Origin of the sequence: Desmonostoc muscorum LEGE 12446 (genome assembly GCF_015207005.2) — a bacterium.
GTDB lineage: Bacteria > Cyanobacteriota > Cyanobacteriia > Cyanobacteriales > Nostocaceae > Nostoc > Nostoc muscorum.
The window spans coordinates 3,698,959-3,714,768 of record NZ_JADEXS020000001.1; the positions used below are offsets into that span (position 1 = coordinate 3,698,959).

Below are 15,810 nucleotides of genomic sequence, written 5' to 3' on the forward strand. Positions count from 1 at the left end.
CAAGTCAATTACGCACTGACAGCCTTTAGGCTATTAAATAAGACTTTCAAAAATTAGCCAATAAAGTCAAATCTAATACCTTTGCTGAATTTATATTTCATCCATTGGTATAATTATATTTTTTAATTTATGTTTCAATCCTCTGGATAAAAATTAACAAAATTTCAATTAATTTAAACCTGAAACACTTAACCAAACCAAATACAAAATAGTTAAACCAATTGCAATTAACGCCACCCAGATAAAGCGATTATCTTTGGTATTGACTTGACTGAGGTCAACGAATTCTCGCTCAGTCGGTTTAGGCTTCTGCTGAACAGAAGATTTAGGAGACTTAGCAGCTACAGTAATTTTGAGTTCGTTATCGGGTAGTGCGCCCAAATCGGGGATTTGAGTCATCCACTCGCTGGGTCTTTTGAGCTTTGGAGCTTTTAAGATGTAAAGCATCCGCCGCGCTTGTTTGCTAGTTTCCAAATGGGGATGCCGTTTGAGTCTTTCGCAAAGAGCGATCGCATCATCGCTGCGTCCAGCCGCTTCATAAGCAGTCACCAGACAAATTTCTACTTCACCTCCAAGACGAGAATTCCGAGCTAACAGGGCGCTGGCCTTTTCTAAATTTTCTACGGCTTGGCGGTATTGCCCATTTTCAAAGGCAACTTTTCCAGTCTGGTAGCGGGTTTTAGCAATTTCTATACTTTCTGCACTCACGTTCTGCTCACAAATTACCACTATTTTTATTTTGCCAATGCCAGCAATCTTTTTAAAATCTTTTTAGAAGCTGACAACCTGACACTAGATAAACTTCTAAAATTTTAACTAAGTAGCTGTGGCTATTTTCTGGTGAAAAAGTCTGGTATCAAATACAAGTATCAAAATATGCCCAAAATCAAGCATTCAGAATTGTATTGGCTAGGAGCAAGTATATCTCTAGCAGTAATGAGCGCTGCGATCGCCCCAGCATCCGCCCAAATAATTATAATTGATGGTGGCTCTGGATTTAGGCAATCGCCTACTGTTGGTTCCTTCATCTACGGTAGTCCGATTCCCACGCCCATGCCTGTAGATCCAGCAACGGGATTGATTCCACGACGTACCGATTACTACAATTATTCCTATCCTGGGATCAGGCAAAACGTGAGAAATTCCACCTTGATTAATCCAACTTTGATTAATCCCACAATTCGGGACTCAACACTAGTTAATCCGGTGATTATCAATAACTCATGGCGTCGTACACCATTTAGCGGCGGGCGATCGCGGGTTATTATTACCTATCCTCGGTAGAGTGGGGAGTGGGGAATGGGGAGATGGGGGAGATGGGGGAGATGAGGGGGATGAGGGAGCAGGGGAGGCAGGGGGAGAAATAATCAATGCCCCATGCCCCATGCCCCATGCCCCATTCCCCATGCCCCATAAGCAAAGCACTCCTAAGATGTAAACTGCGAACCGAGAATCATTGTCCCAATCCCAACGTCGGTAAAGATTTCTAGTAGTAGGGCGTGGGGAATGCGGCCGTCGATGATGTGTGCTGCACGTACTCCTTGAGCAAGCGATCGCACGCAACAATTAACTTTGGGAATCATTCCACCGCTGACTATACCACCAGCAATCAGTTCACGAGCCTCACGAATATCTACTTTAGGAATTAAAGTTGACTGGTCTTTGTAATCTTTTAAAATTCCACTGGTGTCAGTGAGTAAAATTAACTTTTCTGCTCCTAATGCAGCAGCGATTTCTCCAGCTACAGTATCGGCGTTAATGTTATAAGCTTGCCCTGTTTCGTCTGCGGCGACGCTGGACACTACCGGAATATAGCCATTGCTAGCCAGGGTGTCCAAAATCTTGATATTCACATTGCTGACTTCCCCCACAAAACCAATGTCTTCTTGACCTTGGGGACGGGCTGTAAATAGATTACCGTCTTTACCGCAAAGTCCTACAGCCAATCCACCAGCTTGGTTAATTAACGCCACAATTTCTTTGTTAACTCGACCAACTAAAACCATTTCTACCACATCCATTGTGGGGGCATCAGTGACTCGCAGACCATTCTTAAATTGTGGTTCTATGCCCAGCTTATCTAACCAACTGTTAATTTCTGGGCCACCACCGTGTACTACAATTGGACGCAAGCCCACGCAGGATAAGAATACAATGTCGCGGATAACTTTGTCTTTGAGTGCGCTGTCTTTCATCGCTGCGCCACCATATTTGACAACAACAGTGCGACCGGCGAATTGTTGAATATAAGGTAGTGCTTCGCTTAGTACACGCACACGAGTGGCTTCAGCTTGCCTGATGTATTCAGAATCGTTGACCGTCATGAGGAGCCGCCGTTAAGAGTTAAAACCTATTCCAGTCAGTGTAGAAGAATTTGGAACCTGTAACAATAAGGCAAGGGGTATCGGGCATTGGGCATGGGGCATGGGGTAGAGAGGCATGGGGCATTGGGCATTGGGCATTGGGTATGGAGCATTGATTATTTCTCCCCCTGCCTCCCCTGCCTCCCCTGCCTCCCCTGCTCCCTCATCTCCCCATCTCCCCACTCCCCACTCCCCACTCCCTGTTTTTACCTAACCTATGAATTCCCAGAAGGAAACTAAGCTTCTAATTTTGTCTTTGCTGTCCACCACCTTTTTACTGGGCTTGGGCTTTTGGTTGTGGAATCAATTCTTTGGAAAAAATATAATCTCTGTAGCGCCAGATAATAAAAGTCAAGGAACTACAGGTTCAACATCAGGGCGAATTAGTTTAGGTGAAAAAATTTTAGTTACTGCTAATACTAATCCTGATAAAGAAGCAGGAGTGCAAGCTTTTGCCAAGGGCGACTTTACCAGTGCTGCCAATAATTTTAAAGCATCCCTGCTCAAAGACCGCAACGATCCAGAGACGTTAATTTATTTAAATAACTCCCAAGGAAACAATAGTAAATATCTCAAAATCGCAGTTAGTGTGCCGATTGGTGGCAATCTAGATGTCGCAAAAGAGATTTTGCGGGGTGTGGCTCAAGCTCAAGATCAGCTCAATCGCACTGGGGGCATTAATGGTAAGCTTTTGCAGGTAGCGATCGCCAGCGATGACAACGATCCCAGTTTAGCTCAACAGTTGGCGACGCAATTTGTTCAAGATCCCACCATTCTGGCTGTAGTCGGACATAACGCTAGTAACGCTTCAATTGCCGCTGCCCCAGTGTATCAACAGGGAGGTTTAGTTATGATTTCTCCCACCAGTTTCGCCCAAAATCTCTCTGGCATTGGCAGCTATATATTCCGCACTATTCCCAGTATTAACTCTGTTGCTGAGAGTCTTTCTACTCACATCATCAAAACTGCTCGCAAAAGTAATATTGGCATTTGTGCTGATTCCAAAGCGATTGATAATCAGTCGTTTAAAGATGAGCTTGTTAAAGGCATATTAGCCGCAGGTGGCAAAGTAAATCTCACAAATTGCGATCTTTTTGCTGCTGACTTTAATCCCAATGCAATTATTTCTCAATTTATTAGTAGTGGTGCGGATAGTTTGGTGTTAGCACCCCACGTAGATAGAATTAACAAAGCCTTGGAACTAGCAGCTGCAAATCAAGGAAAATTGACACTGTTTGCCAGTCCCACACTTTATACATTTCAAACTTTACAGGTAGGAAAAGCTGATGTAAATGGTATGGTATTGTCTGTAACTTGGCATCCTAATGCAATTCCAGGTAATGCTTTTCCTCAGAATGCTGTCAAACTTTGGGGTGGAACTGTTAATTGGCGAACGGCTACGGCTTATGATGCAACTATGGCGATCGCTAAAGGTTTGCAGCAAAGCAAAAACCGCGATGATTTGCAAAAGGCGTTGCATAGTCCAAGTTTTTCAGTCTCTGGTGCCACAGGTAAAATCACATTTCTACCATCAGGCGATCGCAATGGCACAGCAATTTTAGTGAAAGTGCAACCGAGTAGCAAATCTTTTACTGGGTATGATTTTGTTCCTTTCTAGCTTAGGTGTGTTTTAGAATTTAATCTGCAACGGAGTATTGATTCCTTATTCATTTGTACCCTGTAATTGGACTTGTAATTATTGCACTCGTTCTATTGTTAACCCTGTAATTCGCGCTACTGTTTCCACAGATAAACCCTCACGTAGCGAATTAAGTGCTACTGTTTCTAATATCTTTTGGGTAGCTTTTCTTTCCCAGCTTGTGATGATTTCTATGCAATCAAGTGCATATGTTAATCAAGTAGCTTAACGGCGATCGCAATATTCTAGATACAACGATTGAGCTAAAATTACTATTAATTGAAATTCTAGCTTTTGATTAACGATAATGATAACATAAACCCACCTAAATTTTAGTAAAAGTAGCGTGGTGTCGATGGAATATGATTGAAGGCATCAAGACTATGAAAAGATACGACAAACACAGGAAGCAATAAGAGAAACAAATGCTACTGTACAGGAGTTAACCAGTGATGTTAACCGTGTTTTAGCTATAAACTTTAATCTAAAAAAAAGTAAAAATCATGACACAATCTCTACAAAAACTATTTACATTTGATGAATTTTTAGAGTTTTTGGAAACACAATCAGAAAATATCCGTTATGAATTACACGATGGAGATGTTATTCAAATGCCACCGCCATCTGGAAAACACGAGCAAATCGTAGCTTTTTTAACAATAATTTTAGGGTATGAATGCCTTCGCCTTAAACTTTATTACGGTATACCTAAAACCACTACAGTGAAACCAGAAAATAAAATGTGTGGGTACTATCCAGATGTTTTATTAATGAATTTTTCTAACTTGGGTAATGAACCACTATGGGAAAAACAATCAATCCTTAGTAAACCAGATTCAATTCCATTGGTGATTGAAGTGGTCAGTACTAACTGGAGAGATGATTATCATAAAAAGTTTGCTGATTATGAAGAAATGGGTATCCAAGAATATTGGATTGTGGATTATGCAGCTTTGGGTAGCAAAGAGTTAATAGGCGACCCCAAACAGCCAACAATCACAATTTACTCTTTAAGTGATGAGGGTGAATATCGTGGTAAACAGTTTAGAGGAGACGACCGTATAGAGTCGCCAACATTTCCAGATTTAAATCTGACTGTAGAGCAAATTTTTTCAGCGAGATATTAACTGGCGTTGTAACCGTTTACAGCAATCGCTCTCTAACCCTTATCGCCCGTGCTGGTGGTAGGGGTTTGTTGTATGTAGGATATCTCTAAATACAATTTGTATTTGATGGCGATCGCACCAATAAAATATTCTCTAAAAAAATGCGATCGCCATCTTCTTAGTATTGCGATCGCTTTTATCTTGTACGATACTCAACAGGGGTTGCTTCAATAATATACCAATATATTTGTTTTTTATAACTTTTGCCAATATATTTTTTAATTGCACTTTTTTTCACCAAACCAGCAAAAATACTATTTAAATTTCTATATTACTTGTTTGCTCCAAACGTTCAATTTCTGCTTTTGCTGCTTCTAATAAATCCTGCCAATATCTGGAGGATTGCCGCTATCTAACATTGCCCGAAATACCCGATAAGCATCTGTTTTACTATCATAAGCTCGTTTTGATTTTTCATCATTAACCCAAGCAAAAACAATTATTTTGCTCTCTATATGATATCGAAAAAATAATCTATACTGCTGGAAGAATTTAGCTCTAAACCAGTGTTTGTAATCATCTCCAAGAGTATCTCCTTGACGATATTCAACCCTTGTCGGGTCTTGAGGAATTACTTCAAATGCTAATTTAACTATAGCCGCTAGACGCTTTGTGGCATTTTTATTCTTATATTCTTGGGGATATTTTTGATGTAAATTGTCAACCTGTTTCTGTAATTCCTCAAACTGATCGAGAAATAAAGGATGGGCAAATATGCTCCATCCATTAATTACTAAAGGTTGATTCTTAGGCATAAATTAGACATAAATTTATAGACAAATCTATTCATCCCTGTCATCAAGTGGTTCATCAAGGTCAAAATCCACATCTGCAACCAAGGACTTAACACGAAAGACTAAATCGGAGTCGATCGCTTGTAAATGCTGGGGATTATTTTCGATATCTCTAGCCAGAAAATTCAAAAATTTCTCCAGCACGGGATCGTTTTCTGCTGTGTCCGCACGCGAAATAACTACCCGACCATCGGGTTCGATTGTATAGCGAATTTTATCACGCTTATTCAATCCCAGAACCTTGCGAACAGCATCGGGAATTGTTGTTTGATAGCGATCGGTAAGGGTCGATTCCGAAATTGGGGTTGGTGTTTGGGTCATAATCGCCTTTAAACCCGTGTGCAAACATAATAATTTTAAAGTAATGCAATTGCATTGTCATGTCAAGGTGATTTTGCACCGAGAAATTAGGTTGCTTTCGGTGTAATGCAAAATTATGGTTCTTCAGCTATTGGTCTTGGCGATCGCACCAATAAAATATTCTCTGAAAAAATGCGATACTCCAGAGGAGTCGCTTCCCTTCTCCTTCCCTTCGGGACGCTAAGAGCGAACGGAGACGCTGCGCGAACGCGAACGCAATCTTCTAAATACCATAATTGCTTTAAATACTTAAAACTATCGCTAATGCTTGAGAGATTAGTAACATCTCCGGTTCTGATAATGCTCCCAATTCTCTTACTAATCTATTTTCAGAAACAGAACGTATCTGGAAAGTATCAACAGCAGAAATTTTAGCTAGATTATTTTCTGTATTTGGCTCTAATCTAACCATCCAAGCTCTTGCTGCAAAGCTATCTTTCCAATCTGTAAGAGGTACAATTACTTTCAGTGGTAAAATGCCGATCGCATCATCGTTAACTATCACGCATGGACGAGTTTTACCGATTTCTGTACCTATGGTTGGATTGAGATTTACCAGCCAAATTTCACCTCGATGCATTGTCTTTATCGCTTAAATATCTGTATTTGAATAATCGTAAAATTCTTCACCTTCAATTTCAGAGAAAACAAGTAATTGGCTACCGGGAGCATAATCTTGTATTGCTGTTTTGGCAGCAGCAGCTAAAGCACGTTTTTGTTCTTCTTCTGTGAGATTGTTTTGTTTTTGATGAATTATTTCTAGTGCTGCTTCTGCTATTTTTAAGCAGTCGGTTATACTGAGTTGGGGTAGTGTGTTGAGAATTTGTTTAGTTTCCATAGGTTTATAAAAATATAATTTTTTATATTATACATCAGCAGGCTATAAGATAAAAAGCTCTTATTAATCAACCAAATTAACCGCGATCGCACCAAAAATATTCTCTCAAAAAATGCGATCGCAGTATTTAGGATATTGCGATCGCACAATATAAAAGCGATCGCATCAAGATATTTTTCCTAATAAATTCATATTTGAATGAATTTAACCACCACACCCAAAATTAAAAATTTTTCTGCCGAAAGCGGAAGAGGGAAAAGTGAAGAAGTGTAAAGGGGAACAGGGGAAAAGAGAAAAGGGCTACTGAAGAATCCTCCCAACCGCACAGACAACACGAAAACCAATACCGCCGTTGATGTCGCCGCGCCCCGCCCCAACATAGACGTGGCGGGACGCGGAACGGCAGTATTTAGGATAGTTGAGCCAGGAACCGCCCCGCACACACCTGAAATTTGTATTATTACTGACCCACGCCCTGCCATCTGTTGGTGCGCCATTGTAATTATCATGGTAATCGTCTTGACACCACTCCAAAACATTGCCATGCATATCGTATAAACCAAAAGCATTAGGGGGAAAACTGCCTACTGGGGTTGTTTTTTGGCGATATGTACCTTTGGGTGCAGAGGCATATGTAGAAATCCCGTCGTAATTTACTAAATCTGGCGTAATCGTTTCACCAAAATAAAACGGCGTAGTCGTCCCCGCACGACAGGCGTATTCCCACTCTGCTTCACTTGGTAGCTTGTAGGTACGTCCTGTTTTCTGACTTAACTTTTGACAAAATTCCACCGCATCATCCCAACTCACTGTTTCTACAGGTAGTTTCTCACCTTGAAACCGAGCAGGATTCGTCCCCATAATTGCTTGATACTGGGCTTGGGTGACTTCATATCTCCCCATGAAAAATCCACGAACTGTCACCTGATGCTGTGGACTTTCATTTTCGCCTCTCTCTACTTCCCCCTCCGGTGAACCCATCTTAAAGGTTCCCCCTGGTATCTGCACCATTTCCAAGGTGACACCATTCCCCAAGTCTTCCACAAAGTATTTTGCCTCCCCATTGCGGCGGTTGGTGATGGTTCCCTTTGCATCAACTGTCACTGTTTTAAAATTAAAGGTTTGTAGGGATAATTCTTTTCTAAAAGCATCCGTAATTAGCTTACCCACAGTCACAGTTACACCCAACCCAACACTCATCCAGCCAACAGTTTGAATAAATTTCCGCCGTGATGGTACAACAACAACTACTGGTGATTCCTTTAATAATTCCAACCATTCCTGCATAGTTTGGGGACGGTTTTCTGGTTCCAACTCCATCCCCTTGAGGATTGCTTGATTTACCCTGTCGCTAATACTAGAATTAATCTGCTGTGGTGATTTTAATACTGTACCAGTAGCCCTATTTGGAGCTACAGGAGGCAATCTATTTGTTAACAGAAAATACAGCGTTGCAGCTAAAGCATAAATATCAGTGTAAGCGCCCCTTGGTGCAACTGTTTGATATTGTTCAATTGGCGCGAAGCAATGAGATAAATATGGAGTGTGAATCTGTGTCAAATCAGGCAGAAACTCTCGTGCAATGCCAAAATCAATTAATACTGCTTCTCGTTTGTGAGAACGCACAATAATATTTGCTGGCTTCACATCCCGATGTAACAAACCATTTTGATGCACTACTGTTAACGCTTCACCTATCTGCTGGATGTAACCTAATGCTTCGGCTTCTGACAAAACACCTAAACGCTGCACCCTATCAGCAAGGTGTTCCCCTTCAATATATTCCATTGCCATGCACCAAAGTTGCCCTTCTGGGAATACTTCCCTAATTTTGACAACATGGGGATGGTTGCATTTTGCTAATTTTACAGCTTCGTTAAGAAAATCTTGCTGAAGTCTGGCAAAATCTGGACGGCGTTGCACTGTTTCATTCAAGGTTTTGATGACAACTGGTTGATTATTTTCATCTCTGGCTAAATAAGTAATGCCAAAACCACCTTGAGCAAGATCATTTTCAATAGTATATTTGCCATTTTGTAACTGATATCCGCTTTTCCAAATTGTGACAACTTCATCTGTCAGCAATTTTAGCCATTCCTGCATAGTTTGGGGACGGTTTTTTGGTTCTACTTCCATCCCTTTGAGAATTGCTTGATTTAATTCATTGCTAATACTAGAAATATGCTCCTGTGGGGAAACCAATGGCAGATTATAGGCTTTACGCTGAAAAGATTCAGTTGGTCTTTTGGCGGTGATTGCGTAGTATAGGGAAGCTGCGAGGGAATAAACATCAACGTAGGGTTTTCTATCTCCCCGCATTTGTTCGTGGGGTGCAAATCCCGGATTTCCAAAAAATCTGGAACTAACGGTTGTTGGCATTGTCTCACCCGCAATGCCAAAGTCGATTAATACTGCTTTGCCATCCTGTTGAATCATTATATTACCAGGATGGGCATCTCTATGGACTAATCCAGCCTGATGGACAACTTTCAATGCTTCACCAATTTGCATAATATATTGCAAAGCTTCTTGTGTTGGTAATGCTCCTCTTTTTTGAATCAGCTTAAATAAACTATCTCCCTGAACAAAATCCATTACCAAACAGTAAGTATCACCCTCGTTAAATAAATCCCTGACACGGACAATATTTGGGTGCTGCTTTTCGGAAAGCTTTTCTAGTCGCTGTCCTTCATCGATAAATCGCTTGATATATTTGGGATATTCTGGATCGTGGCACAGGCTTTCGTTGGGGGTTTTAATCACTACAAGGTTGTTCAGTAGTGCGTGTCGCGCTTTGTAGGTAATACCGAAGCCACCTTGTCCCAGAATTTGTTCAATTACATACTTACCGCCCTGCAACTGCTGTCCAGCTATCCAAACCATAGGGTTTTCGATCAAGCGATATTTGCCAATATTATGACAATAATGCCATAGTTACGCAATTACACTTAATAATCTGTTAGTACGTTTTCCTCATGAATGAGAAACAGGTTTTTTCAGTACGCTGGGGATAGCCTCCATGACTCTGGTTGCAATTTGTTCTGGTGTTTCTTCCTGAGCGATCGCAATTCTGATATCGGCTTGGGCGTATAATGATTGGCGTTGTTCGAGGAGCGATCGCAATTTACCTTTAGGATCAACATCTTGCAGCAGTGGTCTTGTGGTATCCTCAGCCAAACGCCTGTAAATTAATTCCACTGACGCATCTAACCACACTATCAAACCGTGGTGTAGATAACCCCAGTTTTCTCGCTGCAATACAATACCGCCACCAGTTGCGATCGTTAACTTTGTAAAAGCACAAACCTGTGACAGCACATCGGTTTCTAACTTGCGAAATGCTGCTTCTCCTTCATCGGCAAATATCTGATTAATGGATTTACCTGCTGCTTGGGCAATAACATCATCAGTATCCACATACCCATAACCCAGCTGCTTCGCTAGTAAGCGCCCCACTGTCGTCTTACCAACGCCCATCATACCAATTAAGTACAGGTTGACTCCTTGTAATAAATTGCCCACCAGTTGCTTTGCTCCAATTGTGAGTTCTAAGTGCTGAGTTACAATCCCCAATTATAAACCCAAATAATCATACATGCGCCCTCAAGCGATGTCAGATACTTGATTATGCATGACAATGGAAAAGCGATCGCTTTTACAAAAAATATATAGCCTCTAATATTAATTGTTTTCATAACCTGACAAAATCTCTTTTTGTAACTTCCGCACCGAGATACAGCAGAATTGCGCTGTAGCAATACAAAAATATTCCCTAAGATAGATGTGCTTTGAAAAAGCACATTTTGTCTTTCTTTTCAATGCGTAAGTCTTAGCTTCTATCAATTCATCTTTTATTTGAATGGAATCAACTGCCATTATTACTGTTATTCATGTATTGAAAATAACAGGCGAAAGAAATTAAGAATTATTCAGTAGAAATAAACGCTTAATACTTTCACGAATTTAGTAACTTTCGTGAGGTAACTTAACAAATTTTGTTGAGCTATATTTATGTTTAACGGAAATTTAACATAACTTGTTTGAAACTTTATCGAAACAATTTCTGTCTATTGAAATGATTCCGATTTTTCTCTAGTGGGTGATTTTTAAGTATAAAAATACTGTGTTTTTTCCAGCACCAAGTAGCTTTTCTAAAAATTCAGTTATAACAAGCCCCAAATAATTCATTGTTGATTATTAAGGTGTAAATGATGACTTGTAAACCATAATTATCCAAAAAAAATTTGCAAATAATTAAGTTTCGACACAAAAACTACTGCATATTTCACTTGAATGAGCCTGAATTAATAAATAGTAGGATCAATGAGGCGTCAACTATGAATCGAATTCGTGACGTTGTACAAGAAGCTTTAGCAACTGGCTATTTGACAGTGGAAGCTGAAGATCAACTACGACAACTGTTGACTACCCGTTATGACTTGGAAGATTTTAATGCTTTCATGACTTTGCAGGAAGCTGCCATGACTGGTAAAGTCAAGCAAGAGTCCAGAGAGCGGTGTGGTATCAAGTAAAGACGCAGCTTAATACACGAAAATTCAGAATTCAGTAGTCAGAATTCAGCAGTAAAACAGGCTTAATACCTAGCTTTGAGTCCTAGTTTGTGTACTTCATTAACTGGAAATCCGCTGTATGTCTTATCGGCGGGGGCGTTGATTGTCATCTTCAAAGTCATCATCAAAAAATTCCCAATCATCCTCATCTGCTTGATTCGTAGTTGGTGGCTGATAAGGAGGAATAATTACTCGGTAATCAGCATCATAAATTGATTCAGTTTTTCCCGCAGCCGTATTTTTTGGCTCACGATAGCTGTAGGAGTAAACTGAACCAGACCCAGAACTGCTTTTAGGTTGTGATTGACGTTCGTAAGTTTTAGAGTCTCTAGACTGTTGAGTTTGAGGATTAGGGGTAGGCGCTTCTTCTGAATTTTCATCAAAGTTCCAATCATCTCCACTACTATTTGTCTCCCAATCGTCAAATACTTCGTTGCTAGGTTCTTCTTTTTTACTAGCTGGTGGTGGTGGACTAGGACGAGCAGATGTAGGTTCTTGTCTACGATTTGCCTTTGCAGAAGGTGAAGTTACTGTTGGTCTGTCAGGAGTTTGGCGTTGTCCTGGGGCAAAATAATTGGATAATTTAAACAATGTCGCAATCAGTATAGATGTGAAAGCACCAGTGACGGTACTGAACAAAACCCACATCGCTAGTGGTAATGGTTGAGTCCGCAGACCTAAAAATACTAGCGATAGAGGAGGTGACCAATTTTGAACTAACAACAGCGTTAGTCCTCCCAGTACCGCCACCAATAGAATTAAGCGAATTACAGCCATAACAAAGGCAAAAGATAAAAGGTACAAGCCAGAAGGCAAAAGGCAAAAGGTAAAAGGTAAAAGTGACTCTATCTTTCTTTTACCCTTTTACTTTTACCTTTTTACTTCCTTCCTTGCCAGCGCTGAATTGGGATACAGTCAATATCTAGTTGATCTAAAGCACGGGCAACTACAAAATCAACTAAATCCTCAATGGTTTGGGGATTGTGATACCAGGCGGGAATAGCGGGGACAATTCTAACTCCAACTTCTGCCAAAGAAGTTAAATTACGCAGATGAATCAAGCTAAAAGGGGTTTCACGGGGGACAATCACCAGTTTTCGCCCTTCTTTGAGTTGGACATCAGCTGCGCGTTCTAGTAAATCAGAACTCAGGCCAACCGTTAGCTTTGCTACTGTACTCATACTGCATGGAATAATTATCATCCCCAGGGTGGCAAAGGAACCACTGGCAATTCCAGCACCAACATCACCCCAAGGATGACAGCGTAGCTTACCAGAAAGTGGAACTCCTGCTTGCTCTCGCCAGAATTGTTCTTGTTGAGTTGGTTCTGGTGGCATCCGAATTTCCTGTTCTGACTGCCAAACCATGTAAGTTGATCTAGAGGCAACCAGTTCAATACTATACTCTGCTTCCAACAGAAATTTGAGAGCGCGAACGGCGTAAATCAGACCAGATGCGCCAGATACGCCCAAAATCAAAGGTTTAGTGTTATTTGACACGTAAAATCTAAAAGTATTTACTCATCCTCCCCATAAGGGTCTAAGTCATCGGATTCAATGTCATTTGCTAAGTAGAGGTCTGAAATATCGTCATTTGAGCCACTACCAGCTAAGCCTTTGGCTACACCATCGCTACCAACAGTTACCAAATCAATTTGCTGACGGTAGTAATCAACACTCTTAACTTGCACAGCTACGCGATCGCCTAGTCGATAGGAGGCACGATTTTTCCGACCAAATAGTGCTTGCTGTCTGGCGCGATATTCATACCAATCATCTTTGAGAGAACTGACATGTACCAATCCTTCTACCCTCAGGGGTACACCAGGATTACTGGTGGAGTCAACCGCCTCTGCTGGTACTTCAATTTCCACAAAGAAACCGTAGGATTGAACACCGGTAATCACGCCTTGAAATACCTCGCTAATCCGCTGCTTCATCAGTTGGGCTTTTTGCAGTCCTGCTAAATCAGCTTCGGCTTCTTGGACTTCTTTTTCTCGGTCATTGATTTGGACAATTACCCTAGTCAAATCGCTTTGGAGTTCTTGTTGCAATTCTGGGGGTAAAACGTTCCAGTTAATTTCTGCGTGGCTGGAGGAATGGCGCAAGTTAACTCGCTCTCTCACACGGGTGTTACGGCGATCGCGTCCATGTTCGAGTAGTGTATAATACACTCTCTGCATCAGCAAATCTGGGTAACGCCGCAAGGGGGCACTAAAATGGATATATTGCCCTAGTGCTAGACCGAAGTGAGATCCTTTGGTGGTACTGTATGCAGACGGTTTGAGAGTATCTTGCAACAAATAGGTAAGGACTTGCTCAGAGGCAGATTCGGCAAAAGCTCTAGTTAAATGTTGATAATCTAAAGGTTGGATATCTACTTCTGGATCTATGGCTAGGTCAACGCCTAAATTGATTGCCAATTTCAGCATTTCCTGGACATCTTCAATATCGGGTGTGCCTTGGACTCGCCAGATAGCCGGAACACCAAGGGCGTTTAAGTGAGTGGCTATTAGTTGGTTAACTAGCAGCACTAACTCAGTCATTAGCGATCGCACGGGTAAATCATTTACCACCACAGCCCCAAGAATTCCCTCATCATAATAAGGATTTTGGCTGGGCGGCAGATTCAATTGGAGGCTACCACGATTTAACCTTACCTGTTTTAAATCTCTTTGCAAGGCTTGGAGGTTTTGTAGTATCTCCAACGCCTCTGGAGATTGATTGTGAAATTCACCAGAAAGAATTTCCTCGGCTTGTTCTGTAGTTAGTGCAGTTTCGACGTTGATGACGCTGGGTTGAATTTCCCAGTCCACTATTTGTCCTGATTGGGGATCGATGGTAATTAGAAAAGAGATGGTTAAGCGATCGCTTTTTGGTACTAAAGAACAGCGTTCTGCCACACTTGGTGGCAACATTGGCAATATTAATTCTCCCAAATACACTGATTTGCCTCGTTTGAGTGCTTCTCTATCTAGGGCTTCGTCAGGTTGGACAAAGTGAGAAACATCAGTGATATGAACTCCCAAAAGCCAATTTCCGCTGGGGTTTCTTTCTAAACTAAAGGCATTTTCGATTACTTTGGTGTCACCATTTACTCCTTCAATGGTGACAGTATATACATTACGTAAATCTAAGCGATTTTTCAGGTCTGCTTTTAAGAGCTTTTTAGGCAACTTGCCAGCGGCTTCGAGGACGTTATCCGGGAAAGTACGGGAAAGGTCGTGTTTGCATGTTACTAAGTCTATATCAGCAGCAGCTTCGGCATCACTGCCGAGGATTTGCACTACTCTACCCAAGGGGGGGTATTGAGCTAACGGGTAACGCAAGACTTCCACATGGGCGAGGTGATCGATCGCTTCTTCTAATTTGGCACCGTTGGCTTGAATCTTGAGTTCAAACAGCAGTCGATCATCTAAGGGGACAGCCCGAAAACCGGTTTCTACCTGCTTAATTCGTGCCAGTAATGTGTGGTTGGAACGTTCTAAAATTAGCTTCACCTCTCCTTCTGGGGAGCGGCGACGACTGCCTTCTTTGAGGACTCTGACCAAAACGCGATCGCCATTCCAAGCATTACTCAGATGACTTTCCCGAATGTAAATATCCTCAGCTCCTTCCACATCTTGAATAGCAAAGCAAAAACCCTTACTAGAACAACGGAGTTTTGCCTCGATGATTCCCTCTTCTAAAACACGGCGATATTTGCCCCGTTCTTTCACCAAAATACCGATTTTTTCGAGAACATCTAAGGCTATGTGAAGTTTTTGTAAGCTTTTTTCATCTTCACAACCAAGTTTCTTTTCCAAAACTTTACGAGCCACCAATTTATCATCGGTGAAATTGGCAAGGAGTGTAGCGATTGAAAATTCCATGCAGTGAACCGACCTTTGGTCAAAACATCATTTTTTTAATCTGGTTCTTTCCTGTATGCCCTCACCAAAGAAGGTAAAAAGTAACCTCTGTCGGCTGACAAAGAGTTAAGGAGAAAGGGGAAAAAGACCTATCTTGAGACCTTTCCCCTTTTTTCCTTTTAAGCTTTCCCTTCTTGTGTTTTCCCTTTCACCTTTACCCTTATTCAGA

16 protein-coding genes are annotated in these 15,810 nt (G+C 41.3%); 4 read left to right on the forward strand and 12 right to left on the reverse strand.

Going from position 1 to position 15,810, the window contains the following annotated elements; translation table 11 throughout:
• Nucleotides 1-168: 168 nt before the first annotated feature.
• Nucleotides 169-708 (reverse strand): outer membrane protein assembly factor BamD, encoded by a 540-nt coding sequence (locus IQ276_RS15885; RefSeq protein WP_190875670.1) that lies wholly within the window; start codon nucleotides 706-708, stop codon nucleotides 169-171.
• A 168-nt stretch (nucleotides 709-876) separates the two neighbouring features.
• On the opposite strand from IQ276_RS15885, the gene IQ276_RS15890 reads away from it, so the two are divergent.
• Nucleotides 877-1,284: a hypothetical protein gene (locus IQ276_RS15890; protein ID WP_193924370.1), complete on the forward strand. Its 408-nt coding sequence runs from the start codon at nucleotides 877-879 to the stop codon at nucleotides 1,282-1,284.
• Between the two features lie 143 nt (nucleotides 1,285-1,427).
• On the opposite strand, the gene argB is transcribed toward IQ276_RS15890, so the two are convergent.
• Nucleotides 1,428-2,324, reverse strand: coding sequence for an acetylglutamate kinase (gene argB / locus IQ276_RS15895; protein ID WP_190875667.1), 897 nt, complete (start codon nucleotides 2,322-2,324; stop codon nucleotides 1,428-1,430).
• Between the two features lie 256 nt (nucleotides 2,325-2,580).
• Here argB and IQ276_RS15900 point away from each other — a divergent pair, with 256 nt between their 5' ends.
• Nucleotides 2,581-3,981 carry an ABC transporter substrate-binding protein gene (locus IQ276_RS15900; RefSeq protein ID WP_193917070.1) on the forward strand — a complete coding sequence of 467 codons (1,401 nt, stop codon included), beginning with the start codon at nucleotides 2,581-2,583 and terminating at the stop codon, nucleotides 3,979-3,981.
• A gap of 524 nt (nucleotides 3,982-4,505) precedes the next feature.
• Complete coding sequence (locus IQ276_RS15905; RefSeq protein ID WP_193917066.1) at nucleotides 4,506-5,129, forward strand: Uma2 family endonuclease; 624 nt, start codon at nucleotides 4,506-4,508, stop codon at nucleotides 5,127-5,129.
• Nucleotides 5,130-5,261: 132 nt separating this feature from the next.
• Here the strand turns inward: IQ276_RS15905 and IQ276_RS40190 are convergent, their stop codons facing one another.
• The 7 genes from IQ276_RS40190 to IQ276_RS15935 all read right to left on the reverse strand — a co-directional run bounded on the left by IQ276_RS40190 (nucleotide 5,262) and on the right by IQ276_RS15935 (nucleotide 10,682).
• The gene (locus tag IQ276_RS40190) at nucleotides 5,262-5,396 is read right to left on the reverse strand and encodes a hypothetical protein (protein WP_255264328.1); all 135 of its coding nucleotides are present in this window, start codon (nucleotides 5,394-5,396) and stop codon (nucleotides 5,262-5,264) included.
• 86 nt (nucleotides 5,397-5,482) lie between these two features.
• On the reverse strand, nucleotides 5,483-5,923 hold the full coding sequence (locus tag IQ276_RS15910; RefSeq protein WP_228043060.1) for a type II toxin-antitoxin system YhaV family toxin: 441 nt from the start codon (nucleotides 5,921-5,923) through the stop codon (nucleotides 5,483-5,485).
• Nucleotides 5,924-5,950: 27 nt separating this feature from the next.
• Nucleotides 5,951-6,283 carry a type II toxin-antitoxin system PrlF family antitoxin gene (locus IQ276_RS15915; protein ID WP_190875662.1) on the reverse strand — a complete coding sequence of 111 codons (333 nt, stop codon included), beginning with the start codon at nucleotides 6,281-6,283 and terminating at the stop codon, nucleotides 5,951-5,953.
• Between the two features lie 280 nt (nucleotides 6,284-6,563).
• Nucleotides 6,564-6,902: a type II toxin-antitoxin system PemK/MazF family toxin gene (locus IQ276_RS15920; protein ID WP_193917064.1), complete on the reverse strand. Its 339-nt coding sequence runs from the start codon at nucleotides 6,900-6,902 to the stop codon at nucleotides 6,564-6,566.
• Between the two features lie 12 nt (nucleotides 6,903-6,914).
• A complete protein-coding gene (locus IQ276_RS15925; protein WP_193917062.1) occupies nucleotides 6,915-7,160 on the reverse strand; it encodes a hypothetical protein in 246 nt (81 codons plus the stop codon).
• Nucleotides 7,161-7,460: 300 nt separating this feature from the next.
• Nucleotides 7,461-10,043, reverse strand: a complete 2,583-nt coding sequence (locus IQ276_RS15930; protein ID WP_193917060.1) for a bifunctional serine/threonine-protein kinase/formylglycine-generating enzyme family protein — start codon at nucleotides 10,041-10,043, stop codon at nucleotides 7,461-7,463.
• Nucleotides 10,044-10,133: 90 nt separating this feature from the next.
• On the reverse strand, nucleotides 10,134-10,682 hold the full coding sequence (locus IQ276_RS15935) for a shikimate kinase (protein WP_193917068.1): 549 nt from the start codon (nucleotides 10,680-10,682) through the stop codon (nucleotides 10,134-10,136).
• 815 nt (nucleotides 10,683-11,497) lie between these two features.
• On the opposite strand from IQ276_RS15935, the gene IQ276_RS15940 reads away from it, so the two are divergent.
• Nucleotides 11,498-11,692, forward strand: a complete 195-nt coding sequence (locus tag IQ276_RS15940; RefSeq protein WP_190875659.1) for a hypothetical protein — start codon at nucleotides 11,498-11,500, stop codon at nucleotides 11,690-11,692.
• A gap of 123 nt (nucleotides 11,693-11,815) precedes the next feature.
• Here IQ276_RS15940 and IQ276_RS15945 read toward each other — a convergent pair whose 3' ends face one another.
• The 3 genes from IQ276_RS15945 to IQ276_RS15955 all read right to left on the reverse strand — a co-directional run bounded on the left by IQ276_RS15945 (nucleotide 11,816) and on the right by IQ276_RS15955 (nucleotide 15,602).
• On the reverse strand, nucleotides 11,816-12,508 hold the full coding sequence (locus IQ276_RS15945; RefSeq protein WP_193917049.1) for a LapA family protein: 693 nt from the start codon (nucleotides 12,506-12,508) through the stop codon (nucleotides 11,816-11,818).
• Nucleotides 12,509-12,609: 101 nt separating this feature from the next.
• Nucleotides 12,610-13,230 carry a flavin prenyltransferase UbiX gene (locus IQ276_RS15950; RefSeq protein ID WP_190875657.1) on the reverse strand — a complete coding sequence of 207 codons (621 nt, stop codon included), beginning with the start codon at nucleotides 13,228-13,230 and terminating at the stop codon, nucleotides 12,610-12,612.
• Between the two features lie 17 nt (nucleotides 13,231-13,247).
• A complete protein-coding gene (locus IQ276_RS15955) occupies nucleotides 13,248-15,602 on the reverse strand; it encodes a ribonuclease R family protein (protein WP_193917047.1) in 2,355 nt (784 codons plus the stop codon).
• Between the last annotated feature and the right edge of the window lie 208 nt (nucleotides 15,603-15,810).